Annotated in this window: 25 protein-coding genes; 3 read left to right on the plus strand and 22 right to left on the minus strand. The window is 36.4% G+C overall.

The window, feature by feature from the left end; translation table 11 throughout:
* Nucleotides 1-34 precede the first annotated feature (34 nt).
* The 8 genes from MJG50_RS06530 to rpsU all read right to left on the minus strand — a co-directional run bounded on the left by MJG50_RS06530 (nucleotide 35) and on the right by rpsU (nucleotide 6,171).
* The gene (locus MJG50_RS06530) at nucleotides 35-997 is read right to left on the minus strand and encodes a PhoH family protein (RefSeq protein ID WP_240253825.1); all 963 of its coding nucleotides are present in this window, start codon (nucleotides 995-997) and stop codon (nucleotides 35-37) included.
* Between the two features lie 2 nt (nucleotides 998-999).
* On the minus strand, nucleotides 1,000-2,187 hold the full coding sequence (gene yqfD, locus MJG50_RS06535) for a sporulation protein YqfD (protein ID WP_240253826.1): 1,188 nt from the start codon (nucleotides 2,185-2,187) through the stop codon (nucleotides 1,000-1,002).
* An 18-nt stretch (nucleotides 2,188-2,205) separates the two neighbouring features.
* Nucleotides 2,206-2,490, minus strand: coding sequence for a sporulation protein YqfC (yqfC, locus tag MJG50_RS06540; protein WP_240253828.1), 285 nt, complete (start codon nucleotides 2,488-2,490; stop codon nucleotides 2,206-2,208).
* Nucleotides 2,491-2,583: 93 nt separating this feature from the next.
* Nucleotides 2,584-3,051 carry a YqfB family membrane protein gene (locus tag MJG50_RS06545; RefSeq protein ID WP_240253830.1) on the minus strand — a complete coding sequence of 156 codons (468 nt, stop codon included), beginning with the start codon at nucleotides 3,049-3,051 and terminating at the stop codon, nucleotides 2,584-2,586.
* A 35-nt stretch (nucleotides 3,052-3,086) separates the two neighbouring features.
* A complete protein-coding gene (gene floA / locus MJG50_RS06550; protein WP_240253835.1) occupies nucleotides 3,087-4,076 on the minus strand; it encodes a flotillin-like protein FloA in 990 nt (329 codons plus the stop codon).
* Nucleotides 4,077-4,095: 19 nt separating this feature from the next.
* Nucleotides 4,096-5,430, minus strand: a complete 1,335-nt coding sequence (locus MJG50_RS06555) for an NfeD family protein (RefSeq protein ID WP_240253839.1) — start codon at nucleotides 5,428-5,430, stop codon at nucleotides 4,096-4,098.
* Nucleotides 5,431-5,534: 104 nt separating this feature from the next.
* Nucleotides 5,535-5,981: a GatB/YqeY domain-containing protein gene (locus tag MJG50_RS06560; protein ID WP_240253844.1), complete on the minus strand. Its 447-nt coding sequence runs from the start codon at nucleotides 5,979-5,981 to the stop codon at nucleotides 5,535-5,537.
* A 16-nt stretch (nucleotides 5,982-5,997) separates the two neighbouring features.
* Nucleotides 5,998-6,171, minus strand: coding sequence for a 30S ribosomal protein S21 (rpsU, locus tag MJG50_RS06565; protein WP_015595024.1), 174 nt, complete (start codon nucleotides 6,169-6,171; stop codon nucleotides 5,998-6,000).
* A 228-nt stretch (nucleotides 6,172-6,399) separates the two neighbouring features.
* Between rpsU and MJG50_RS06570 the strand changes: the two genes are divergently transcribed.
* Nucleotides 6,400-7,326, plus strand: a complete 927-nt coding sequence (locus tag MJG50_RS06570; RefSeq protein WP_240253845.1) for a Na/Pi symporter — start codon at nucleotides 6,400-6,402, stop codon at nucleotides 7,324-7,326.
* Between the two features lie 37 nt (nucleotides 7,327-7,363).
* On the opposite strand, the gene deoC is transcribed toward MJG50_RS06570, so the two are convergent.
* From deoC to gpr, 13 genes are all read right to left on the minus strand, one after another.
* Nucleotides 7,364-8,032, minus strand: coding sequence for a deoxyribose-phosphate aldolase (gene deoC / locus MJG50_RS06575; protein WP_240253846.1), 669 nt, complete (start codon nucleotides 8,030-8,032; stop codon nucleotides 7,364-7,366).
* 163 nt (nucleotides 8,033-8,195) lie between these two features.
* The gene (gene mtaB, locus MJG50_RS06580) at nucleotides 8,196-9,551 is read right to left on the minus strand and encodes a tRNA (N(6)-L-threonylcarbamoyladenosine(37)-C(2))-methylthiotransferase MtaB (protein WP_240253849.1); all 1,356 of its coding nucleotides are present in this window, start codon (nucleotides 9,549-9,551) and stop codon (nucleotides 8,196-8,198) included.
* A gap of 5 nt (nucleotides 9,552-9,556) precedes the next feature.
* A complete protein-coding gene (locus MJG50_RS06585; protein ID WP_240253850.1) occupies nucleotides 9,557-10,303 on the minus strand; it encodes a 16S rRNA (uracil(1498)-N(3))-methyltransferase in 747 nt (248 codons plus the stop codon).
* Between the two features lie 35 nt (nucleotides 10,304-10,338).
* Nucleotides 10,339-11,277 carry a 50S ribosomal protein L11 methyltransferase gene (prmA, locus tag MJG50_RS06590; RefSeq protein ID WP_240253859.1) on the minus strand — a complete coding sequence of 313 codons (939 nt, stop codon included), beginning with the start codon at nucleotides 11,275-11,277 and terminating at the stop codon, nucleotides 10,339-10,341.
* A gap of 28 nt (nucleotides 11,278-11,305) precedes the next feature.
* A complete protein-coding gene (gene dnaJ / locus MJG50_RS06595; RefSeq protein WP_240253861.1) occupies nucleotides 11,306-12,436 on the minus strand; it encodes a molecular chaperone DnaJ in 1,131 nt (376 codons plus the stop codon).
* A 254-nt stretch (nucleotides 12,437-12,690) separates the two neighbouring features.
* Nucleotides 12,691-14,526: a molecular chaperone DnaK gene (dnaK, locus tag MJG50_RS06600; RefSeq protein ID WP_240253863.1), complete on the minus strand. Its 1,836-nt coding sequence runs from the start codon at nucleotides 14,524-14,526 to the stop codon at nucleotides 12,691-12,693.
* Nucleotides 14,527-14,562: 36 nt separating this feature from the next.
* Complete coding sequence (gene grpE / locus MJG50_RS06605) at nucleotides 14,563-15,147, minus strand: nucleotide exchange factor GrpE (protein ID WP_275695519.1); 585 nt, start codon at nucleotides 15,145-15,147, stop codon at nucleotides 14,563-14,565.
* Between the two features lie 90 nt (nucleotides 15,148-15,237).
* Nucleotides 15,238-16,269 (minus strand): heat-inducible transcriptional repressor HrcA, encoded by a 1,032-nt coding sequence (hrcA, locus tag MJG50_RS06610; RefSeq protein ID WP_240253867.1) that lies wholly within the window; start codon nucleotides 16,267-16,269, stop codon nucleotides 15,238-15,240.
* Between the two features lie 90 nt (nucleotides 16,270-16,359).
* Nucleotides 16,360-17,496: a radical SAM family heme chaperone HemW gene (hemW, locus tag MJG50_RS06615; RefSeq protein WP_240253868.1), complete on the minus strand. Its 1,137-nt coding sequence runs from the start codon at nucleotides 17,494-17,496 to the stop codon at nucleotides 16,360-16,362.
* A gap of 62 nt (nucleotides 17,497-17,558) precedes the next feature.
* Nucleotides 17,559-19,385 (minus strand): translation elongation factor 4, encoded by a 1,827-nt coding sequence (gene lepA / locus MJG50_RS06620; RefSeq protein ID WP_240253873.1) that lies wholly within the window; start codon nucleotides 19,383-19,385, stop codon nucleotides 17,559-17,561.
* Between the two features lie 112 nt (nucleotides 19,386-19,497).
* On the minus strand, nucleotides 19,498-19,857 hold the full coding sequence (locus MJG50_RS06625; protein ID WP_490374912.1) for a YqxA family protein: 360 nt from the start codon (nucleotides 19,855-19,857) through the stop codon (nucleotides 19,498-19,500).
* A gap of 15 nt (nucleotides 19,858-19,872) precedes the next feature.
* The gene (gene spoIIP, locus MJG50_RS06630) at nucleotides 19,873-21,075 is read right to left on the minus strand and encodes a stage II sporulation protein P (RefSeq protein ID WP_240253875.1); all 1,203 of its coding nucleotides are present in this window, start codon (nucleotides 21,073-21,075) and stop codon (nucleotides 19,873-19,875) included.
* A gap of 76 nt (nucleotides 21,076-21,151) precedes the next feature.
* Nucleotides 21,152-22,279: a GPR endopeptidase gene (gpr, locus tag MJG50_RS06635; protein ID WP_240253877.1), complete on the minus strand. Its 1,128-nt coding sequence runs from the start codon at nucleotides 22,277-22,279 to the stop codon at nucleotides 21,152-21,154.
* A 242-nt stretch (nucleotides 22,280-22,521) separates the two neighbouring features.
* Here gpr and rpsT point away from each other — a divergent pair, with 242 nt between their 5' ends.
* Nucleotides 22,522-22,788, plus strand: a complete 267-nt coding sequence (gene rpsT, locus MJG50_RS06640) for a 30S ribosomal protein S20 (RefSeq protein ID WP_240253923.1) — start codon at nucleotides 22,522-22,524, stop codon at nucleotides 22,786-22,788.
* A gap of 158 nt (nucleotides 22,789-22,946) precedes the next feature.
* Here the strand turns inward: rpsT and holA are convergent, their stop codons facing one another.
* On the minus strand, nucleotides 22,947-23,969 hold the full coding sequence (gene holA / locus MJG50_RS06645; protein ID WP_240253885.1) for a DNA polymerase III subunit delta: 1,023 nt from the start codon (nucleotides 23,967-23,969) through the stop codon (nucleotides 22,947-22,949).
* A gap of 289 nt (nucleotides 23,970-24,258) precedes the next feature.
* Between holA and MJG50_RS06650 the strand changes: the two genes are divergently transcribed.
* Nucleotides 24,259-24,390, plus strand: coding sequence for a YqzM family protein (locus tag MJG50_RS06650; protein ID WP_240253887.1), 132 nt, complete (start codon nucleotides 24,259-24,261; stop codon nucleotides 24,388-24,390).
* Nucleotides 24,391-24,448: the final 58 nt, after the last annotated feature.

Genomic DNA, 24,448 nt, shown 5'->3' on the forward strand with positions numbered 1-24,448 from the left:
AAAGACCCATGTAATTGATGGGTCCTAAGAAGCCTTATTGTTCAGCCCTTTCATATGCTTCAATAATTCTTGCAACGAGGGGATGACGTACAACATCTGATTGTTCTAAATATATAAAAGCAGCACCAAATACTTCTTTCAAGATATGTGTTGCAGCATTCAAACCTGATTTAACCCCTTTTGGCAAATCAATTTGTGAAACATCGCCAGTAATAACCATTTTAGACCCGAATCCAAGTCGTGTCAAAAACATCTTCATTTGTGCAGGAGTGGTATTTTGAGCTTCATCCAGAATTACAAATGCATCATCAAGGGTACGCCCTCTCATATATGCAAGGGGAGCAATCTCGATTGTACCTCGTTCAATTAATCTCTCTGTGTGCTCAACACCTAATACATCATGCAAGCCATCATACAATGGCCTCAAATAAGGATCCACCTTTTCCTTCAAATCTCCTGGTAAAAATCCTAAACTCTCACCCGCTTCAACAGCTGGTCGTGTTAAAATAATTCTTTTAACCTGACCATTTTTTAACGCATTTACAGCCATAACAACTGCTAAATAAGTTTTTCCTGTTCCTGCAGGGCCAATTCCAAAAACGAGGTCTTGTTTTTTTATTGCAGCAACATATTGACGCTGCCCATGTGTTTTGACTCGAATCGACTTACCTTTTGCATTTTTAGTAACCTCTTCATTATAAAGTTCTTCAAACGCATCAAGCTTACTTGATTTAGCCATTTGAATCGCGTAAATTACATCTCTTTCATTAATTGTTATTCCTTTTCGGATTATGGCTAATAGTTTCTCTAATATATCTTCCACAAGCTGAACACTTTCCACTTGGCCGGAGACATGTAATGTTTCACCACGTGTAATAATCGAAATATTTAATTCTTCTTCAATTCTTTTAAGATGTAAGTCATTATTTCCAAATAAGTGAATAGCTTCATTTGGATTCTCTATTTGTTGTTTAATCATTACTAATTCTTCAGACATCCTTAGTCTCCTTGAACTAATGGTATCGTGCTAACAATATTCTCTATCACATCATATTTTATTTCCACCTTAACTTTACCATTCTTAACGGAATGACGCAAAACTTTTTCTCCAATAATTTCAGCATCATTGTCTAATTCATTCTCCAATTTTTTTCTACCGTCTTTTACAGCTTCTTTTATAGCTTGATCAACCGAATATTTTCTTTCCACCTCTTCTGATTCTCTAATGACTTTTTTGGAATATGCAATTGGCAACTCCCATTTAAAAAACTTAACATTATGCTTATACTTTTCTGTTTCAAATTCCTGATATTCATTCTTTTTAAAACCCCAGATTGGTAAAGCCAAGTCTCCAAATTGAAGATAATGTTTATGATTACTATCCCCAGTAAAAACATTTAATTTCGTTGAAAGATGAACCTCTAGTGTATACTTGTACCATGTTTCGCCAAAAATTTTTCCTCTTGCTGGTACAAGCTTCTCCTCACCTTCCTTGCCGATTTTACCGGATACCAATATATCTCCCTTATTAACATAATCATGCTCTGTTACTAATGGTTTGCCTTCTTCTACAAACATTCTTGTAATGATTGCATTCTTTTTAGCAATGATATTTCTTGGACTTAAGTGCTCTGCTGGCTCTGGTTGGTTCTTTTCGACTACTTCCAAATGATAGGTCGTCCCATTTAACTCTACACCAATCCACGTGATATCATTAATATTATCTGTGAGATGCCTCTGGATTGACTCTACGTCTTCCAAAAAAAACTGAAGCTTACCTTTTTCAATTCCCATCCTTTTAAGTTCTTTTAAAATTAAGTGTTCTGTTTCAGGCTTCGCACCATCAACCTTTATGCCCCACACCATATTTGATAATAGGATAATGATAACAAAAAAGCCAACTGCACCAATTAGAAATCCACTGTTAAGAACCGTTTTACGAATTAAAAATGGGAGACCCTTTCTTTCAATAAAGCGGAGTTTACAATCACTTTTACGAACAATTGGGCGTATTTTTGAAATATCCTTTAAATACATCGAAAAACTTAACGTATGACTTCCTTGTTTCCTTACTTCCCAGACAATAATATTTCGCCGAACGCATTCATTAATGAAGCGTTCTATCCCCTTCCCTGTTATCGCAACCTTTACACTGCCACCAAAAAAGTGGGTCCAATGATTTTTCATCTATATCCTCCTAGCCGACTAGTTATCTAGATAATGAACATGTTCAATTTTTCCTTCAAGCATAATTTCCTCAGGAAGAATCGTCTTAATGACAAATGATTTACCTTTTATTAGAAGTTGTCCTTGTTTCAGTAGTAACCGAACCTCTTGATCGGAAAAAGTTAATAGCCCTCTATGGTTTTCGATGTAAATATGTAATTGCCCAATCATCGTGATCCTCGGTAAGTCCATTATGACATCAGCGGGAAGTTCCATCTTATTTGTAATCCAACTCTTCATACGCTGTTTTAAATTTTTCGGCATAAAAAAGAACCCCCTTTCATCTCATGTTTATGAGTGAAAAAGAGTTCATAGAACTGATATTATCTATGGTACTAGCGAAATGAATGTCGCAATTTAAATTCGATTATTTCTTCTCTGAAATGGCTTTTTTGATCGTGGTGGTCCTAAGACCTCTGACCAAATGATTCCTTCCGCCACCTTATTTTTTGAAATCCTTTTATTTGTTTGCCGTTTACTCACTAGAGACTCAGATATAACTTGAGAAGTATCTTCTCTTACCTGGGAATTTTCAACTGAGTTTTTGTCCTGCAATTCAAGATATTTCTGGTATAAATTATTCGTATTTTCAATAACCGTTACTTCCTCAACATGAGTAGTATTTGGTTCATGTAACTGCTTAGTTGCTTCCTTTGGCTTCTCAATTTCTTCTTCGAAAAATGGTCTTAAAGGCTTGGGAATTGGTATTGGTGTAGTTGATTCCGATTCCTTTTTACCAAATCGGCTAAATACACTGGAGATTATTCCGATTAAAATAAGTATCATCCAACTATTTCCCATTACATATTCAATTATTTGATCCATTCTTCATAAACCTCCTTCCAAATTTTGAGGTTTAATTATTTTTCTAAATCATCAAGCTGATCAGTACTCTTCCCTATAGAATCTCTCATGTCAGTATCTGCCATGATGTTTTTCAAGTTCATATAATCCATAACACCTAAATTACCTGAACGTAAAGCTTCCGCCATTGCAAGTGGTACCTCTGCCTCTGCCTCAACAACTTTTGCTTTCATCTCTTCTACTCGAGCACGCATTTCTTGTTCGCTTGCAACAGCCATTGCACGACGTTCTTCGGCTTTCGCTTGTGCAATTTTTTTATCAGCCTCAGCTTGGTCTGTTTGAAGACCGGCACCAATGTTTTTACCGATGTCAATATCCGCGATATCAATCGAGAGAATTTCAAAGGCAGTACCTGAGTCTAGACCTTTTGAAAGCACTGTTTGCGAAATCATATCTGGATTTTCAAGAACTTTCTTATGATCAACTTGAGAACCAATTGTACTTACAATACCTTCACCAACACGGGCGATAACAGTTTCTTCCCCCGCTCCACCAACTAATCGGTCAATGTTTGCTCGCACTGTAATTCTTGCCTTCGCTTTTACTTCAATACCATCCATCGCTACCCCAGAAATAAATGGTGTTTCAATTACTTTCGGGTTAACACTCATTTGAACTGCTTCTAATACGTCACGTCCAGCAAGGTCAATCGCAGCTGCACGTTCAAACGTTAATTCAATATTTGCGCGTTGCGCGGCAATTAATGCATTAACAACACGATCCACGTTTCCTCCGGCTAAATAGTGACTTTCTAGCTGGTTTGTACTAAGATCAAGACCAGCTTTAACCGCTTTAATTAATGGCATGATTACTCGATTTGGAATAACACGACGTAACCTCATTCCTATAAGGGTGAAGATACCTACTTTTACTCCGGCTGCTAATGCAGAAATCCATAGTGCTACAGGTACAAATGTAAAAAAGATTGCTAAAAAAATGATTCCTAACGCAACTGCTAATAAAATTAATAACATTCCTTCTGGCATTTCTCTTTCCTCCTAATTCCTATTTTATATGTTTAGTAGGTAATTCACGTACAACAATTCGTGAACCTTCTACTTTGATAACTTCAATTTTTTGGTCACGTTCAATATAACCGCCTTCAGTAACTACATCAATTCTTTCATCATTAATGACCACTGTACCAGCTGGTCTTAAAGTTGTCATTGCATAACCTTGTAGACCGATTAATTCAGTTCTATTCTTATTTGAAACATAGCCACTATCTGTACTGGTTGAATCAAATAAAATAATTTTTTTGAATACATGTAGTCTTTTACCGAAAACCTTAACCAATATAATAATTCCTATGATCGTTACAATTAAAGCAATAAGTAACGATAATCCGATTATCCAAATACTGCTTCCAGCTAGGAAAAAACTTGTTAATATAGCACCTAAACCTATCAAACCTATTATCCCCCCCGGGAGCACGAATTCCAATAGGATTAAGACGACCCCAATTATAAATAAAATGATAGACTCCTTACCAGCTAAGCCAGCAACAGTATGACCATAGAAGAATAAAAATAAAGATGATAGTCCCATAATACCCGGTATTCCAAATCCAGGTGAATAAAGCTCAACAACTAATCCAAGACTACCAATCGATAATAGGATTGGTATGACAACCGGATGTGTTAGAAAACGAGCAATGTTTTCAGCAACGCTCACCTTTGCATAATCAACATATGCGTCTTCATAGCCAAGCTCATTGATAAGGGCTGCTCTGTCTTTAACAATTCCTTCCGCATAGCCAACCTCTAATGCTTGATCTGCAGTTAATGTTAGTAAATCTCCTTTTTTAGCACCGTACTTAGGTAAATCAATTTCTTTGTCTACCATTGCAAGTGCATATATCGGATCACGACCTGTATTTTCTGCTGCACCACGCATTGCTGATTTCCAATAGGACACTGTTTTGTCATCTGCTGCATTTCCTTCTCCGTCAATGACCATTGTTGCCCCCATATTAGCATCATCTGTCATATAAATTTTGTCAGCATTAAGGGCGATAAACGATCCGGCAGAAGCAGCATTATTTGCTACAAAAGCCACAATTGGTATATCTGTTTGATGCATTCGTTTTCCAATCATTTTCGATGCCTTGACATCCCCTCCAAAGGTGTCGATCTCCATAATAATCAGATCCGCACCTTTATCTTCAGCTTCTGTTATTGATCGGTCAATGAAAGCAGCCAATCCTATTTCAACCGTCTCCTCAACAGGTATTACGTATACAACCTGATCTGCTGCACTATACCCTTTATTAGGAATAAAGACTACTAATAATGGCAGAATAATAAAAGATAAAAATAAGAGCACTCTAACCTTTTTCACAGATTTCCCCCCTTCAAGTCTTATAGTATGTATTACGTTTTAACTGGAAAGAAGTTTCAGTATTGTAAAAAAAAACACCTTACGGAATGTAAGGTGTTTTTCCTTTAAGATAATTGCTGTAGTACAATTTTATTGACGAGTGAACCATCAGCCTTACCTTTGACCTTAGGCATAATCGCCGCCATTACTTTGCCCATATCAGCTTTTGAAGCAGCACTAACCTCAACAATTGTTTCCTTAACAATCTCTGAAAGTTCATCTTCGGATAATTGTTTCGGTAAGTACACTTCCAATATCTCAATTTCAGTTTGAATTTTATTAGCAAGATCTTCACGACCAGCGTTACTAAATTCATGGAGGGAATCTTTCCGTTGTTTTAATTCACGAGTAAGAACAGTTAATTCTGCGTCTTCGGATAAATCACTAGTTCCAAGCTTAATGCCTTCATTCTGAAGTGAAGCTTTCACCATTCGAATAACAGATAATTTATCTTTCTCTTTATTCTTCATCGCCTGTTTCATATCATTATTTAAACGCTCGAGAAGACTCATAAAACTACACCCTCTTTTAGAATTTGCGCTTTCTAGCAGCTTCAGATTTCTTCTTACGCTTTACGCTAGGCTTTTCATAGAATTCGCGCTTTCTTGCTTCTTGTATAGTACCTGATTTTGATACAGTACGTTTGAAACGGCGAAGAGCATCTTCAAGCGATTCGTTTTTACGAACGACCGTTTTTGACATTCTAATTCCCTCCCTCCAAAACAACCACTAACTAATTCGGACACATGTTAGATAACAATCTCCAAAATGCCTGACAATGGAATGTCATGGCAAAAATTTAAACATGTACCTTGCAATTATAATATATGAGTTATTTTAGGTCAACTTATTTCATCTACTAATCATTGGAATTGGTGTCATTTTCATAAAACCTTGTCCATACAATAGGTGTAAGGGGTGAAAAAAAGAATGATTGAATTGGTTTCGTTATTCGCAGTTTTCCTAGCAATCTTTATTTTTGGTATGACAGTTATGAGAACTGGGCTTTATAATTTAACAGGAGATAAAATTAGAGAATGGCTGATACGTTTTACGAGTAATCCTTTTAAAGGAATGTTAACTGGTACAATTATTACAGCAATTATCCATAGTAGTTCTGCTGTGATGGTTCTTGTCGTTGGGTTAATTGCAACTGGTTATTTAACCTTTAGACAATCAATTGGAATTATTCTCGGCACAAATATTGGGACTACCTTTACAACTGAACTTATTACCTTTGATATATACGCAGGTATTGTACCGATGCTATTGATTGGCTTCCTATGCTTTTTTATCCGTAATCAGCAAATCTTTAGTACTGGAGCATTTTTATTTGGTTTGGGCTGTATGTTTGTCGCTATGAATGGGTTTGAACAGCTTGCAAAACCAATTTCATTATTTCCAGCCATTCATTCCTTTTTTCAACATACGAATGAGAGTGGGTTATTAGGTGTCGGGATCGGAACTTTAATAACAGCGATTATTCAGTCAAGTACGGCAACAACAGGTATAATTATGGGCTTTATGAATGAACAACTTCTATCATTAAATGCTGGAATCGCAATCCTTTTAGGTGCCAATATCGGTACATGTGTTACGGCTTATATTGCAAGTATTGGGTCTAAACATGAGGCAAAGTTAGCAGCATATACACATATATGGGTAAATCTTTTTGGTGTCGTCTTATTTTTTCCATTTATAAATAGTCTTGGTGGAATTGCTTCCATGTTAACTGCACTTCCCGATGTACAAATTGCTCATGTGAGTCTCATCTTTAATGTGTTGACCTCTATAATGATACTACCATTTACAGGATTACTAGCTTCGTTCATTACAAGGATACATAGAAGCGCATAGAAAAAGCAACCCTTCACAACAGGTTGCTTTTTCTAACTTAATAATCTGATGTACCAGATAGACCTTTAACGATTGAGACGCCAGCACTGGCACCGATTCTTGTAGCACCAGCCTCAACCATGTCTTGTGTGCCTTTTGCATCGCGAACTCCACCAGATGCTTTCACACCTAGATCTGGTCCTACAGTTTTACGCATTAATTTGATGTCTTCAACTGTTGCACCACCAGTTGAGAAACCGGTAGATGTTTTAACAAAATCTGCACCAGCTTTTACTGCAAGCTCACAAGCTCTTACTTTCTCTTCTTCAGATAATAGGCTTGTTTCAATAATCACCTTAGTTAATGCTTTACCTTTTGCAGCTTCAACAACAGCACGAATATCCTTCTCAACTAATTCATCATTTTTATCCTTAAGAGCCCCGATATTAATTACCATATCAACTTCTGTTGCTCCATTTTGAATTGCGTTTGATACTTCAAATGCCTTTGTTTCAGGAGTATTTGCACCTAAAGGAAAACCGATAACAGTACAAACCTTGACTTCTGTACCAGCGAGTAGTCCAGCAGCCATTTCTACCCATGTAGGATTCACACATACGGATGCGAATCCATACTCCTTAGCTTCTTCACATAGTGTGATAATTTGATTCTTTGTTGTATCTGCTTTTAATGCAGTGTGGTCAATTAATTTTGCGATATTATTCATTATGTATAAAACTCCTTCCAAGCTTGGTTGTACGTACCTCTTACATCATATCATGGTTAGTTCAGGATGACTACTAATGAAATACTTTACTATCATAGTATGTGTTAGTAGGAAAAAAAATAAAGATAGTCCACATACTAAATGTAGACTATCTTTTTTATATTCATGCTGTTGTTTTCGTTGCGTGTAAAGATAAATCCTCTTCAACCTTCACGAATTGGCCTTCATTATAAGGATAACCAGCTTTGTTGATTTTCACCTTTACAATCTTTCCAATCATATCTTCTGTTGCATTAAATTTAACCTTTAAGTAATTATCGGTATATCCAATATATAATCCACTATTCAGATTATCTTTATCGATTTCCTCCGGAATTACCTCTAAAACCTCACCTTCATACTTGGAAGCATATTCCTTAGCAAGTTGGTCTGATAAAGTAATTAAGCGATGTACACGTTCATTTTTTACGTCTTCATCTACTTGTTCTTCCATTCGAGCTGCTGGTGTTCCAGTACGTTTTGAGTATGGGAATACGTGAAGTTCCGAAAAATGATGCTCTTTTACGAAATTATACGTTTCCATGAACTCATCTTCTGTTTCACCAGGAAAACCAACAATAAGATCAGAGGTTAATGCTAAGCCTGGTAAAGCTTCACGTAAGCGTATCAATCGTTCAGCAAAGAATTCCATTGTATATTTGCGTCTCATTCTTTTTAAGACAGAATTTGAGCCTGATTGAAGTGGAACATGAAGATGACGAACGATTTTTTTCGATTGATCAAGAACTTCAATAATTTCATCTGTAATTTGACTCGCTTCAATTGAAGAAATACGAATTCTCTTAAGACCAATTACCTTTTGCTCTAAGTCTCTTAATAAGGCTGCTAGGTTATAATCCTTCATATCTTCACCATAACCACCAGTATGGATTCCAGTTAGGACAATTTCCTTATAACCAGCGTTGACTAAGGATTGTGCTTGTTTAACTACTTCTTCAGGATCTCTAGAACGCATTAAGCCCCTAGCCCATGGAATAATACAGAAGGTGCAGAAATTATTACAGCCTTCCTGAATTTTTAATGAAGCACGTGTTCGATCAGTAAATGCAGGAACATCTAGCTCTTCAAATACACGTGCTTTCATGATATTTCCAACACCATTTATTGGCTGACGTTCTTGTTTATATTGATCTATATATTCAAGCATTTTAACTCGATCTTGAGTTCCAACAACAATATCGACTCCAGGTATTGCCATGACTTCAGCTGGTGAAGTTTGTGCATAACATCCTGTGACGCAAATAACAGCATCAGGATTTTTTCTAATCGCTCTCCGAATAACCTGTCTACTCTTCTTATCACCAGTGTTCGTCACAGTACATGTATTAATTACATATACGTCTGCTGTACTCTCAAATTCTGTGCGTTCATAGCCTGCTTCTTTAAAAAGCTGCCAAATTGCTTCTGTTTCATAATGATTTACTTTACAACCTAAAGTATGAAACGCAACTAATGACATGTTAGTCACCTCGCTAATTCAAAATAATATGAAACAGCTGATAATACATATAAAGGTGCTGTTTCAGTTCGTAAAATTCTTGGACCAAAACTACAGGTAAGAAAACCATTTTCCTCTAGCCTACTTACCTCTTTTTCACTAAGGCCACCCTCAGGTCCTACTACAACAAGGAGAGATTGACCCTCAACTAGTTCATTAAATAATCGAACAAGCTTTGATTTTTCACCACTTTTTGCATCTTCTTCATATGCGATTAATTTATAATCGTATGACTGACTATATGTAAGTAAGTCAGTTAATGAAAGAGCTTCATGAACGGAAGGTATGATAGTTCGATGTGATTGCTCTGCTGCTTCTTTCGCAATTTTATTCCATCGCTCCACCTTTTTTAATCCCTTCTTCTCATCCCATTTTACGACTGAGCGAGCAGCAATAAAAGGGACAAACTCACTTGCACCAAGCTCGGTCCCTTTTTGGATGACATATTCAAGTTTATCCCCTTTAGGCAACCCACTCGCTATTGTAACTTTAATTGGGAGCTCGTTAGATTTCTCTATCCATTCTACAACATTTACAAAAACAACATCATTGGAAATTTCAGTAATCGTGCAGCGAGCTACCTTCCCATTAGGATCACAGCAAATAATTTGATGGCCTACATCCATTCTCATTACACGGATGATATGATGAACATCGTCACCTGTAATTATCGTACTTGATTCTTCAAATTTATCGACAAAATATCTTTGCATTCAGCCACCACCTGAAAAACTAACATCATCTTTTTTTACTTTTTCCTCGCAATGATTGCAACCCAATCTTCCATAAGCATGATCTCATTAATTAAGAAGCCAGCCTTCAATAAACCGTCCTTAACTTCCTGTTTCTTAGTATTAATAATACCTGAGACGATAAAATAACCATTGGGCTTTAATACTCGAGCTGCATCATTAATAAAGCGTAAAATAATTTCTGCTAAAATATTCGCAACTACTATATCGACAGTACCCTCGATATTTTCAAGTAGATTATTTTGCGAAACAGTGACAATCTCTTGAACTTTATTTAATTTAACATTTATCTTTGCACTTTCCACAGCAACAGTATCCAAGTCAAGTGCTTCTATTTTGGAGGCTCCCAGCATGGCACCTGCAATACTAAGGACACCTGAACCTGTACCCACATCAATAATTTGATCACCATTCTTAACAGTACGCTCTAATGCTTGTATACTCATTACTGTCGTTGGATGTGTTCCTGTACCAAATGCCATTCCTGGATCTAATTCAATTATTAATTCGTCACTACTTACTGGCTCATAAGTTTCCCAAGTAGGAACAATTGTGAACTTCTCGGAAATTTTAACAGGATTATAATATTTCTTCCAAGCGGTTGCCCATTCTTCCTCATTCACTTCACTTATCGTGATATTGTTATGCCCCAAATCAATATCAAATAGTAATAGATTATTGATTGCTTCTTTAATTTCATCTACCGCTTCACCTAAAAAACTATTTACAGGTAAATATGCCTTAACAATTACCCCTTCTTCTGGGTAATCATCTGGATTAAGTTGGTAGATTTCACCGAAAACATCTTCCCGTTCCTTTGTTAAGTCAAACGGATCCTCGATTACAACTCCACTGGCACCAGCTTCGTGTAAAATATTTGAAATGGGTTCCACCGCTTCCTGTGTCGTATGAATGCTAATTTCAGACCATTTCATAACTACCAACTCCAATCCTTATTGTCAATCATTCGCCTTTTATGGCTCTTTTTACCTTTGCAAAAAAACTATCATGCTGCTCATCAGGTGCTTCATTTCCACTAATTTCAGAGAACTCTCGAAGTAATTGCTTCTGTTTTTCCGTTAACTTTGTTGGTGTAATTACGCGTACTTGTATATGTTGGTCGCCTTGACCATATCCCCGAACATTTGGAACTCCTTTTCCACGAAGACGAAATTTAGTACCTGTTTGGGTACCACTAGGAATTTTCAATTTCACTTTTCCGTGCAGTGTCGGAACTTCAATTTCATCACCTAATGATGCTTGTGCAAATGTCAGAGGCATTTCACAATAAATGTCATCACCATCACGTTCAAAGAATTCATGTGATTTAACATGGAATACAACATACAAATCTCCAGGAGGGCCACCATTTATTCCAGGTTCACCTTGTCCGGTTACACGTAATTGTTGACCATCATCGATTCCGGCTGGAATTTTCACATTAATTTTCTTACGTTTTTTAACTTTACCCAATCCACCACAGGTTGAACATTTATTTTTAATGATTTTACCTGTACCGCTACAGTGGTGACATGTCCTTCTATTAACAATTCTACCAATTGGAGTATTTTGCTCTACATTCAACTGACCTGTTCCATGGCAATGAGAACATGTTTCTGGCTTAGTACCTGATTTTGCACCAGTACCAGCACATGTATTACACTCTTCTTCTCGTGGTATTTCGATATCAGTTTCTTTCCCGAAGACTGCCTCCTCAAAGGTTAGCGTCATCGTGTATTGTAAGTCAGCTCCTTGACGTGGTGCATTTGGATCTCTACGTCTTGTACCACCACCAAAAATGGAACTGAAGATATCCTCAAAGCCGAAGCCGCCACCAAAGTCAGCTCCACCTCCAAAGCCACCGAAGCCTTGATTTGGATCTGTGTGACCAAACTGGTCATAATGAGCACGCTTATTATCATCACTTAGTGATTCATACGCATCCTTAACTTCCTTAAATTTATCAGCAGCATCTGCTTCTTTATTAATATCGGGGTGATATTTTTTTGATAATTTTCGATATGCTTTTTTTATCTCATCCTTTGAAGCATTTTTCGAAACCCCAAGTACTTCATAGAAATCTCTTTTACTCATTAAATCCACTCCCGCATTATTCACATAAAGAATATTTTATCACTGTTATAAGATAAAAGGCAATAAACATTCCATTAATGAAAAAAAGTCAAAGCCAAGACATGCCTGACTTCGACTTTTCATAAATCTTGTTTATATAGCTTCAGGCGCCATCGGCTCGAGGTCAAATAACCTGTGTCAACAAAAGTCAAAGTGCGACTTTTTTTGCCACAGAACATTTGCTTGTCGCCGATAGGCAGGCGCCTTACGCTTTTCTATTTATCGTCTTTTACTTCTTCAAATTCTGCATCGACTACATCGTCATCTTTCTTTCCAGTGTCTGCTCCACCTTCAGCACCTTGAGCTGCCTGAGCTGCTTTAGCTGCTTCTTCATAAAGCTTCACTGAAAGCTGTTGGACGATTTCTTGAAGAGCATCCTTTTTCGAACGGATTTCTTCAAGGTCATTTTTCTCGATTGCTGCTTTTAAAGCATCTTTCGCTTCATTCGCTTTTGCAACCTCTGCTTCATCAACTTTACCTTCAAGATCTTTTAAAGTTTTTTCAGTTGTGAAAACGAGTTGGTCTGCCTCATTACGTAATTCAACTTCTTCTTTACGTTTTTTATCAGCATCTGCATTTTCCTCAGCTTCACGTACCATGCGTTCTACTTCATCGTCAGATAAGCCTGAAGAAGATTGGATTGTAATAGCTTGTTCTTTATTCGTACCTAAATCTTTCGCACGTACATTCACAATACCGTTTTTATCAATATCAAACGTTACTTCAATTTGAGGAATTCCACGTGGTGCTGGTGGAATATCCGTTAATTGGAAACGTCCTAATGTTTTATTATCTGCAGCCATTTGGCGTTCCCCTTGCAATACATGTATATCAACGGCTGTTTGGTTATCAGCAGCGGTTGAGAATACTTGTGATTTGCTAGTTGGAATTGTAGTATTACGATCAATTAGTCTTGTAAATACTCCACCCATTGTTTCAATTCCAAGTGATAGCGGTGTTACGTCTAATAATACAACATCCTTAACATCACCAGTTAATACTCCACCTTGAATTGCTGCACCAAGAGCAACTACTTCATCAGGGTTAACGCCTTTATGTGGTTCTTTTCCAGTTTCCTTTTTAATTGCTTCTTGAACGGCAGGAATACGTGTTGAACCACCAACAAGAATAACCTTATCAATTTCACTAGGTGAAAGACCTGCATCTTTTAATGCACGACGAGTTGGTCCCATTGTTCTTTCAACTAGATCAGCAGATAACTCATCAAATTTAGCACGTGTTAAGCTAACCTCTAAATGTAACGGGCCAGCTTCACCAGCTGTAATAAACGGTAAGGAGATTTGAGTAGATGTTACACCTGATAGATCCTTTTTCGCCTTTTCAGCTGCATCTTTCAAACGTTGTACTGCCATTTTATCTTTTGATAGGTCAATTCCATTATCTTTCTTGAATTGCTCTACTAAATAATCGATAATGACTTGGTCAAAATCATCTCCACCAAGACGGTTATCCCCAGCAGTTGATTTAACCTCAAATACACCATCACCTAGTTCTAGGATTGATACATCAAATGTACCACCACCTAGGTCATATACGAGGATTGTTTGGTCTTCATCTGTTTTTTCTAATCCATAAGCAAGTGCAGCAGCTGTTGGTTCGTTAATGATACGTTCAACTTCTAATCCAGCAATTTTACCTGCATCCTTTGTTGCTTGGCGTTCTGCATCATTGAAATAAGCAGGAACTGTAATAACAGCCTTTGTCACCTTTTCACCAAGATATTCTTCAGCATATGATTTTAAATACTGAAGAATAATTGCAGACATTTCCTGTGGTGTATGTTGCTTACCTTCAACATCAACTTTGTAATCAGTACCCATATGACGTTTAATTGACATGATTGTATTCGGGTTAGTAATTGCTTGACGTTTCGCAACCTCACCGACTTGTCTTTCACCATTTTTAAATGAAATAACCGATGGAGTTGTACGATTACCTTCTGGGTTAGGAATTACCTTTGCTTCCCCACCTTCCATCACAGCAACACATGAGTTAGTTGTACCTAAGTCTATACCTATGATTTTACTCAAGGAAAAAACCTCCTAATTTCGATTCACTCGATTAATTTACTGATTTACCTTAACCATTGCAGGACGCAGTACACGATCCTTTAACTTATATCCTTTTTGAAACTCTTCTAATACGATATTTGATTCAGCATCAGCTTCTTCAACCTGCATGACTGCTTGATGGAAATGCGGGTCAAATTGTACACCTACTGATTCAATTGCTTCAACACCTTCTTTTTTAAGTGCTTCAACAATTCCACGATATACCATATCCATTCCTTGCAAAATTGATTTAGAATGTTCATCTTTTGCTTCTACCTGCAAAGCTCGTTCAAAATTATCGAGTGCTGGTAATAAATCATTCACTAAACTTTGTGCCCTATATGTAGTAGCTGATTCCTGATCCAAACGAACACGGCGTTTATAATTTTCAAAGTCAGCTTGATTACGTAAAATTCGATTTTCTGCGTCACTAAGCTTCGCTTCAAGTTCAGCTATTCTTTCATTGGCTTTCGAAAGCTCATCTTGTGATTCTTCAATTTCACTTTCTTCTACTAGTTCAGCCTCAGCCTGTTCAATTGTTTCAACAACATCATTTTCTTCAATCGCTTCATCTTTTAGTATTTCTTTCTCGTTAGCCAATTATTTCACCTCCCTTAAATGGAACAACCACAACAATCGTAATCATTAGTTAAGAATGGATATCCCAACCTTAACTAATGATTATTACTTTTATTCATTTTGATATAGCTTTGTAAGAACCTTAGTAAAGTCTTGACTCATTAGTTGTAGTAAACTTATCACACGAGAATATTCCATTCTTGTTGGCCCCAATATAGCAATTGAACCTAAGTGATCAGTCCCTACTGAATAAGAAGCCGTTATTAAACTACAATTATTCATCGCAATGTTATTATTCTCATGACCAATTTTAATATTTATACCTTCTTTACTCGTCCGTAAAAGCTTGGTGAATTCATGTTCACTATCAATCATTGTTAATAGTGTTCGAATTTTATTAATATCATGAAATTCTGGCTGACTTAGTATATTTGTTTTTCCACCAATATACACTTTATCTTCAGCTTGAAGGGTAAAAGTGCGATCGAGCACTTCGAGCATACTGTCATAATTGCGAATATGCATTTTTAACAAGGAAACAACTTCTTTATAAATTTTATTCGTTAGCTCTGTCAATGGCACCCCAACAAGTCTGTCGTTAAGAATATTAACCATTTTTTCAATATCGGATGGATCAATTGAACCAGGAAAACTAATTGTCCGATTTTCTACATGTCCATTATCCGTTACGATTATAGCCACTGCTGTATCTTGATTAATCGGGACAATTTGCAATTTTCTTACCTTATTCTCTTTGAATGCAGGTCCTAATACAATAGCAGTATAATTCGTTAAATCAGAAAGGATCTGAGCTGATTTTTGAACAATTTTCTCCAGTTCATAAATATGCTCTGCAAAAATTGACTTTATCTCTTGTTTGTCCTTCTGAGTTAATCGGCTTGGTGATATTAAATGATCAACATAGTAACGATACCCCTTTTCAGAAGGGACCCTACCTGATGAACTATGGGTTTTTTCAATGAATCCAAGTTCTTCTAAATCTGCCATCTCATTGCGAATGGTTGCCGAGCTAAAAACAATCTCATCCTTTTTCGACAATGTTCTCGACCCTACAGGCTGTGCAGATCTAATAAAGTCATCAATAATAACTTGAAGTATTAATAGCTGTCGATCTGTTAGCAAGGAACATCACCTCTGTTAGCACTCCTCAATAGCGAGTGCTAATTCTAAAAATAATTTACCAAATCCCACTCCTATTGTCAACGATTAAGATTATAGTAAAAACGCTTGAAAAACTTCATTTCCAAGAAATTTTCCTTGATGTGTTAACCTAATAAATCCATTGCTTTCCTCTATTAAGCCTTTCTTAATTTGTTCATTAATTTGCTCTTGAAAAATATCAAAAATACTTTTGCCGAATTTTTCATAAAAATGGCTGATGGAAACCCCTTCTATTTTACGCAATCCTAGAAATAATTCTTCTTCCATTTTTTCTTTAACCGATATTTGATTAATTTCGACATACGGAAAACCTGTCTCAGCAATATTTGACATATATTTTTTAATCGGGCCTGCATTTGAAATTCTCTTTCCTCCAATGTAACTATGTGCACCCGCACCGATCCCATAATATTCCTCGTTATTCCAATATGTTAGATTATGCTGACTTTCAAAGCCTTTTTTTGCAAAATTACTTATTTCATATTGACTGTAATTATGTTTGGACATCTCTTCAAGCAATAATTCATACATACACGCCTCATTTTCTTCACCAGGTAAGTGTAGCTTTCCTCTTCTCATTAAATTATAGAAGACTGTTTTTGGCTCAATAATAAGTGAATAAGCTGAAAAATGTTCAACTTCAAGACTGAATGCAATATCAAGTGAATCTTTGAAACTCTCCAATGTTTGAGTAGGTAACGCGTACATCAAATCAATGCTAATATTTTTAAATCCTACTTCTTTTGCAAATTCTATCGTTTGAAAAACATCTTTTCGGCGGTGTGTCCTACCAATTTTCTCTAGCAACTGATCATCAAATGTTTGAACTCCAAAGCTAATTCGATTGACACCCGCATCTGCTAATAGCTGCAACTTTTCCTTCGGAAGATCACCAGGATTCGCTTCAAATGTAAATTCTAAATTAGGCTGTCTTGGGAGTAAATATTGATTAATACTTGTAAGAAATTGTTCTAGCTGCTTCATCGTTAATACTGTTGGGGTACCACCACCAACAAAAATCGTTTTTAAATTTTGGGGTGGATGTGATTCAACCGTATTTCTTAATTCAGTGTCCATTGCCTGTAAATATTCCTCAACAGGTTGTCCTTGAAAAAAAACTTTATTAAAATCACAATAATGACAAATTTGTTCACAAAACGGAATATGAAGATATGCAGCTTGTACCATAAAATCACCACTTTCTTAGCTGTAAATTGAAAAACCGCAGAAATTCTGCGGTCATTAGTTTTTTATTTGCTGTCATCCATTTTCAATACGGCCATGAATGCTTCTTGAGGGACTTCGACTGAACCGACTTGTTTCATTCGTTTCTTACCCTCTTTTTGTTTTTCAAGTAGCTTACGCTTACGTGAAATATCTCCACCATAACATTTGGCAAGAACGTTTTTACGCATTGCCTTGATTGTTGAACGAGCAATTATTTTCTGACCAACAGCTGCCTGGATCGGCACTTCAAACTGCTGTCTAGGGATTAGCTCCTTAAGTTTTTCTACAATTATTTTACCACGATCATACGCCGAATCACGATGCACAATAAATGATAAAGCATCTACCTTTTCTGCATTTAGTAAAATGTCCATTTTAACAAGCTTCGAAGGTTTATATCCAATTAACTCATAATCAAATGATGCATATCCTTTTGTATTAGACTTGAGTTGATCGAAGAAATCATACACAATCTCTGCTAAAGGAATTTCATAGACAATGCTCACTCTATTTTCATCAAGATACTGCATATCAATAAAGGACCCACGCTTATTTTGACAAAGCTCCATAACAGCTCCCACAAAATCATTTGGCACCATCATCGTTGCTTTTACATATGGTTCTTCAATTCTGTCAATTTTTTGTGGATCAGGCATATTAGACGGATTATCAATTCGCAAATCTGTACCATCTGTCATAAATACATCATAGATAACACTTGGTGCAGTTGTAATTAAATCAATATTAAATTCTCTTTCGATACGCTCTTGAATGATTTCCATATGTAATAATCCTAGGAAACCACAACGGAAACCAAAACCTAACGCTTGTGATGTTTCTGGTTCAAATTGAAGAGCAGCATCATTTAATTCTAACTTCTCCAATGCTTCCCGTAAATCATTGTATTTCGCTGTATCGATAGGGTACAACCCACAGAAAACCATTGGATTTAAGCGTCTATAACCTGGTAGCGGCTCAACCGCACCGTTTTTAGCATTTGTAATGGTGTCCCCTACTCGAGTATCACCAACATTTTTAATTGCAGCTGTTAAAAATCCTACATCCCCGACAGTTAGTTCATCTCGTAAGGTAGACTTCGGTGTAAACACACCAGCCTCAATAACTTCGAACTCTTTCCCTGTTGCCATCATTTTAATCTTGTCACCTGGTTTAACAGTTCCTTGAACCACCCTAATATAGGCTACAACTCCACGATATGGGTCATATAATGAATCAAAAATAAGTGCTTGTAGTGGGGCATCTGGATCACCTTGAGGTGCAGGGACTTTTTCTACAACTTGTTCAAGTATATCTTCAATCCCAATTCCCGCCTTTGCTGATGCAAGGACAGCATCTGATGCGTCAAGGCCAATTACATCCTCAATTTCAGTTCTTACTCGCTCCGGATCGGCACTTGGTAAATCAATTTTATTAATAACTGGGATGATTTCCAATTCATTATCTAGTGCTAAATAAACGTTAGCCAACGTTTGCGCTTCAATTCCTTGAGCAGCATCCACTACTAAAACTGCACCTTCACATGCAGCTAGGCTTCGGGATACCTCATAAGTAAAGTCTACGTGTCCTGGTGTATCAATTAAATGAAAAATGTATTCTTCTCCATCTTTCGCTTTATATCTTAATTGAACAGCATTTAATTTAATTGTTATCCCACGTTCTCTTTCCAGATCCATAGAATCTAGCAATTGGTCTTTCATTTCACGGTGTGTTAATGCACCTGTCTTCTCTAAAATTCGATCTGCTAATGTAGATTTCCCATGATCTATATGAGCAATGATTGAGAAATTTCGTATCTTTGCTTGTCTCTTCAGTCTTTCATCTTTGTTCATCAAAATTCTCCTTTATTGAACGGACTACACTAGATTAGATTATACAAAACATTTGTCAAACATTCAAAACAAAAAAGAGAGCACCATCACCTTTTTGTGACAGACACTCCATTTAACCAAACAAATTTAATAGATTTTCGATCCCATTTCCAATTGCAGTCATTACTTTCTCAAATAAAGAACTTATACCATCACCAAGCTTTTTGCCAATACTAGATACAAAATTAAATGTCTCTACCTCTTCTAATTGTTGGTGTTTTTGTTCGATATCATGACTAGTGACTTTCCTTCCTAATACGGATGCCTCCACCTCGCCATTTTGATTATCCGAGATATGAAAGGCACCTTGAAGAGAGGGATCATCATAGCCCCTCATCCTCTTCATGCCTTCATTTGCTTGTTGCATCCCTATCAAAACACCGAGTAGAAGAACAGTTGAGATTAGAAAACATTTCATCATGAATTTAAACATCACACATTTCCCTCTCTATTCCTTTGAATCTCCTTGTCCTGCATTCACCTTTTCAGCCTGCCAGTAATATTCAGCAAACACATCCGCAATTGCAGCGGCCGATCTTCTTAATTCTTCAAAATTATTATCAACCCCACCAAACTCGATAAGCATAGCATTGCCAGATTTGTCCTGGTTATAAACCCCGTTATTTCCTGGACCACCTTGTTCATAAATTGCTTCACTTAATCCAGGGTATTTTTTCTTAATGATTTGAAGTAATTCATTTGCTAAAGCCAAGTTTTTTTCAAAATGAGGATTTTCTGTCCCTACTACAAATGCAATTTTCGCATAGGATTTCCCGTTAATTATAACGGTTGACTTCTCTTTTCGTTTATCATCACGATGAATATCGATAAAATAATTTAAATCACGATTATTTGTCATCGCTGAAGCAAATAGCTCACCAGATGCTTTATAGGATTGGTACCAATTATATCCTTTTTTATTCCGATAAGTGAGCATATTAGTCTTGTTAACTTCAGTCCCTAGACCTCGTGCTTTTAATTCCTCACTGAGCATTTCACCTACTTTTGTGACATTTACTGTATTATGAACTGCATTATTTGGTTTAGAAGTATCTACTCCCTTTAAATGTGGAAAATAAGATTCCCACGAATGCGTATGGTAAATATAAACAACCTTTTTATCACCTGTTGTCATTGCTGGTGGTGGATTTTTGTCATCTTGTGGCTTTTCTAGCTGCTCTAAATTTTGGGTTGCTATTTCCCGTTCTTCTAGTAATATATCTAATGGTGGTGGGGATTCTATCGGTATATCGGTATAATTCGTGCCTTCTCCCGCAACAAGAATTTTTCCATCAAATAATGAGAATGCCGGCAATTCCCTGCCTAATAAGCTTCTTGGATCGTCTAGGTTAATATTTGTTGCGGCTTTAAAGATAGTGGCTGCATAATTCGGCTTTTCACTAGATTCAGGTAAACTTTGTACAAAATATTGATTTTCGTATCCTAACAGATGGATTAGTGCCTCACCTGATAAATGTGATGTAATATCACTTATAGATGAAGATGATAATCTAAATTCCGGTTTCAACGAAACGATAGCTCCGGTTATTGAAAACAACATAATAAAGCCAACTATTAAAAATAGAATTCCTTTTACAATACTTGTCCCTTGTATTGATACCATCAGACCCTGGCTTTTATAACTCCTCATACAGTTCCCCCTCAAAGCTTGTCTATCATATAATTATGTACAAGCTTTGATTGGTAGAACTAAAATGATAGATTTATTAATGTGTATATGCGCCTGTTGCATCCTGATCTATTTCAGTATGGAGGGCCGCATTTAAACCTCCCGCTATCACATTTGCCATATCCTCAATAAATACATCTACTTCCTTCGGTGTGACCATTAAATTATGTCCAAGTGGTGATAGCACCTCGTGAATTAATTTTCTTTTTTCATCATCTGGTAGATTTCCCACTATACCTAAAAATGTATTACGTTCTTTTTCATCAGGTAGGTCTTCATCTGTTAAAACACGTTTTTCACCAAAGGACATTCCTGCGGGCACGAGTGCACGGGAGGGCTTATCTCCTTCTCTTAATTCTCTTCCAAAATGCTTTAAAATAAAGTCAATTGAATCACTTGCAATAGTTACTGCATCAACTACAGTTGGTATTCCAATTGCGATAACAGGAATCCCTAGAGAATCTTGACTTAATTCCTTTCGTTTGTTACCAACACCAGAACCAGGATGTATTCCAGTATCTGAAATTTGAATGGTTGTATTGACTCGTTCAATCGAGCGTGATGCTAGTGCATCAATTGCAATCACAAAATCTGGCTTTGCTTGTTCAATGACACCATAAATGATGTCACTTGTTTCAATCCCTGTTATCCCCATAACTCCAGGCGCAATCGCGCAGACCGAACGGAATCCCTCTTGTACATTCTCAGGTTGTAGATTAAATAAATGTCTTGTGACTAAAAGATTTTCCACAGCTATCGGCCCCAATGCGTCTGGTGTAACATTCCAGTTACCGAGCCCTACTACTAAACAGCTCGCATCCTTACCAATTCCCATGTTTTTTAGAAAATGACTAAACTCCTTAGCAAATACATCTTGAACCTTTTGCTGTAACTCAGAATCCTTCTGACGTATTCCTTGAATTTCTAATGTTAAGTACTTTCCTTTTTTCTTGCCAACTTCATTTGCACCTTCTTCAGATATTTCAACAGTTGATATTTTTATCCCATCTTCTTCTCTTTCTTTTATAATAACGCCCTCAATATTTGAAATGGACTGTTGATCTTGTTTACTTGTCTTATTCCGTTCCTCTACAGCCATATTATGTGCTTCTGTCGCCAAATCTGTTCGAACCGAATACATACTCAAATCAAGTTGTTCACCCATGACATAACCTCCCAATTTTGCTTTATTATTCTATCTTTACCTGTTCAATTGGTGTTCATTCATTTTATATTCTTTTTGAAAGGTCAAGATGCTATTGCAATATTGACTTCAGTTTGATAGAATATCATTTGTTCGTACTTCAGAATTCACGTAAGATATTCTGATTATTAACCGCAGGGAAAACCTAATTTCGTATATGATTGATCGCTTAGATCATCTTGATATTCGCGGGAGGTGAAAGTATGCCAAATATTAAATCAGCTATTAAACGCGTTAAAACAAATGATGCAAGCCGTGCACAGAACGCAACAGTTAAATCAGCTATGCGTACTGCTGTAAAAAACTTCGAAGCAGTTGTTGCTAACAACGATGCAGAGAATGCAAAAGCAGCTTATGTAACTGCAGCTAGCAAGCTTGACAAAGCAGCTCAAAAAGGTCTTATTCATAAAAATGTTGCAGACCGCCAAAAATCTCGTCTAGCAAAAAAATTAAATACAGTTAACGCATAAAGAAAAAACGACTCAATCGAGTCGTTTTTTTGTCAAATGACTAGCTCCAGCGCCTAGGCCCTCGAGGTCAAATAACCTGATGCAAGAAAAGTCAAAGTGCGACTTTTTTGCATCAGGTTATTTGCTTGTCGGGCCTGGACAAGGCGCTTACGCTTTTATTATTTAATATTCGCTAAATTCATAATAAATAATTCCAAAATTAATTTTTTATCTTTTTTACCATTCTTCATTTCGTAATCCGCTTCTGCTAAGCTATTGATAATCTGAAGGAGCTCAATATCTGAAAATAAATTTGCTTGTCCTAATGCAAGTTTGACTCTAAATGGATGTACTTTAATATTTCCCGCAATTTGCTGCTGACCATAACCTCTTCTAGAAAGCTCCTTCGCCTGATATATTAGCCGAAATTGTGTTGCTAATAAAGATAATATTTTGATTGGTTCTTCGTTATTTTGTAATAGATCATAAAAGATCCTTAAAGCTTCATTTAGTTTTCGATTAACAACCTTATCGATTAAAGCAAAAATATTTTGTTCAAGTGATCTAGACACAAGTAATTGAACTGTTTCTTCGGTAATATTCCCTTTTGAACCAACATATAGGCACATTTTATCTATTTCCTTCGTGATAATCATTAAATTTGTTCCTGCCACTTGTATTAGTTCACTTATTGCATGATCACTTATCATGACATCAAATGACGTTACTCGTTCTTTAATCCATTGACTAATCTCTTTTTCCGATAAAGCGTTTGAAGCGAGAACTTCTGCATTTGCTTTTAATTGTTTTACAATTTTCTTACGCTCATCCAGCTTTTCATACGGCGCTATCAGAACAAGAATTGTGAATGGTGCTGGTTGTTTTATGTATTCTTCTAATTTTGGAATATAGTGTTCAACCTTTTCCTTCCCCTTCTCTGCCGTCAAAAAATAAGGATTTTGTAAAATAACGATTCGTTTGTCACCCATAAAAGGAAGCGTTTCGGCATCCTCCATTGCAACCTCAAGAGGAGTTTCTTCTAAATCAAAAACCGACAAATTAAAATCCTTTTCTTCCTCGAGTAAAGCATTTGAGACTAATAAATCCTTCGTTTCATTTAGCAAAAAACTTTCAGTTCCATAGAGTAAATATATCGCCGAAAAATCCTTTTTCTTTAATTTTTTCCATATATCAAAATTCATATGTCGCTCTCCAATAACATTCATCTATTTATTCTGATACCATCGTATCGATAAATATCATTTTTTTCAACCCATTGAAACATACAAAAGGGAATTGGACTTTACCAACTCCCTATCTATAATGAACGTTACAAGATAAGCCCCAGGTATCTTACCGAGTAACGGTTACATATGTAAATAAAATCAAATGCGCCTTAAAGTTAAACAAAGTTAATTCTGAACTTTTTATAGCAAATATAGATTTTTTTTTATACATAGGCTATACTATAACTGTTTAGGAGGGGTTACAATGAACGAATTTGAAAAAGATGTCAGTAAACGTAACGACGCGATTGACTCAGGGATAGGATTTATTGCTTCATTTGGATTCTTTGCTACAATTTTTATTATCGCAACAGTTATTAAGCTTATTGGATCATAAGACAGATACATACTGTCAACGAAGACTGCCAACTTTGGCAGTCTTTTTATGTTCGGAG

This window comes from Fredinandcohnia quinoae, assembly GCF_022427965.1.
In the GTDB taxonomy this organism is placed as follows: Bacteria; Bacillota; Bacilli; order Bacillales; family Bacillaceae_L; genus Ferdinandcohnia; species Ferdinandcohnia quinoae.

Bases quoted from the DNA above. Each gene is read 5' to 3' on its own strand.
- MJG50_RS06545 (WP_240253830.1), bottom strand. From the start codon at position 3,051: ATGGATCAAATAATTGAATATGTAATGGGAAATAGTTGGATGATACTT.
- prmA (WP_240253859.1), bottom strand. From the start codon at position 11,277: ATGAAATGGTCTGAAATTAGCATTCATACGACACAGGAAGCGGTGGAA.
- MJG50_RS06650 (WP_240253887.1), top strand. From the start codon at position 24,259: ATGAACGAATTTGAAAAAGATGTCAGTAAACGTAACGACGCGATTGAC.
- rpsT (WP_240253923.1), top strand. From the start codon at position 22,522: ATGCCAAATATTAAATCAGCTATTAAACGCGTTAAAACAAATGATGCA.
- holA (WP_240253885.1), bottom strand. From the start codon at position 23,969: ATGAATTTTGATATATGGAAAAAATTAAAGAAAAAGGATTTTTCGGCG.
- spoIIP (WP_240253875.1), bottom strand. From the start codon at position 21,075: ATGAGGAGTTATAAAAGCCAGGGTCTGATGGTATCAATACAAGGGACA.
- floA (WP_240253835.1), bottom strand. From the start codon at position 4,076: ATGCCAGAAGGAATGTTATTAATTTTATTAGCAGTTGCGTTAGGAATC.
- MJG50_RS06560 (WP_240253844.1), bottom strand. From the start codon at position 5,981: ATGAGTCTTCTCGAGCGTTTAAATAATGATATGAAACAGGCGATGAAG.
- yqfD (WP_240253826.1), bottom strand. From the start codon at position 2,187: ATGAAAAATCATTGGACCCACTTTTTTGGTGGCAGTGTAAAGGTTGCG.
- rpsU (WP_015595024.1), bottom strand. From the start codon at position 6,171: ATGTCAAAAACGGTCGTTCGTAAAAACGAATCGCTTGAAGATGCTCTT.
- MJG50_RS06530 (WP_240253825.1), bottom strand. From the start codon at position 997: ATGTCTGAAGAATTAGTAATGATTAAACAACAAATAGAGAATCCAAAT.
- dnaJ (WP_240253861.1), bottom strand. From the start codon at position 12,436: ATGAGTAAAAGAGATTTCTATGAAGTACTTGGGGTTTCGAAAAATGCT.
- MJG50_RS06585 (WP_240253850.1), bottom strand. From the start codon at position 10,303: ATGCAAAGATATTTTGTCGATAAATTTGAAGAATCAAGTACGATAATT.
- MJG50_RS06625 (WP_490374912.1), bottom strand. From the start codon at position 19,857: ATGTTTAAATTCATGATGAAATGTTTTCTAATCTCAACTGTTCTTCTA.
- hemW (WP_240253868.1), bottom strand. From the start codon at position 17,496: ATGGTACAAGCTGCATATCTTCATATTCCGTTTTGTGAACAAATTTGT.
- gpr (WP_240253877.1), bottom strand. From the start codon at position 22,279: ATGGGTGAACAACTTGATTTGAGTATGTATTCGGTTCGAACAGATTTG.
- mtaB (WP_240253849.1), bottom strand. From the start codon at position 9,551: ATGTCATTAGTTGCGTTTCATACTTTAGGTTGTAAAGTAAATCATTAT.
- yqfC (WP_240253828.1), bottom strand. From the start codon at position 2,490: ATGCCGAAAAATTTAAAACAGCGTATGAAGAGTTGGATTACAAATAAG.
- deoC (WP_240253846.1), bottom strand. From the start codon at position 8,032: ATGAATAATATCGCAAAATTAATTGACCACACTGCATTAAAAGCAGAT.
- MJG50_RS06570 (WP_240253845.1), top strand. From the start codon at position 6,400: ATGATTGAATTGGTTTCGTTATTCGCAGTTTTCCTAGCAATCTTTATT.
- lepA (WP_240253873.1), bottom strand. From the start codon at position 19,385: ATGAACAAAGATGAAAGACTGAAGAGACAAGCAAAGATACGAAATTTC.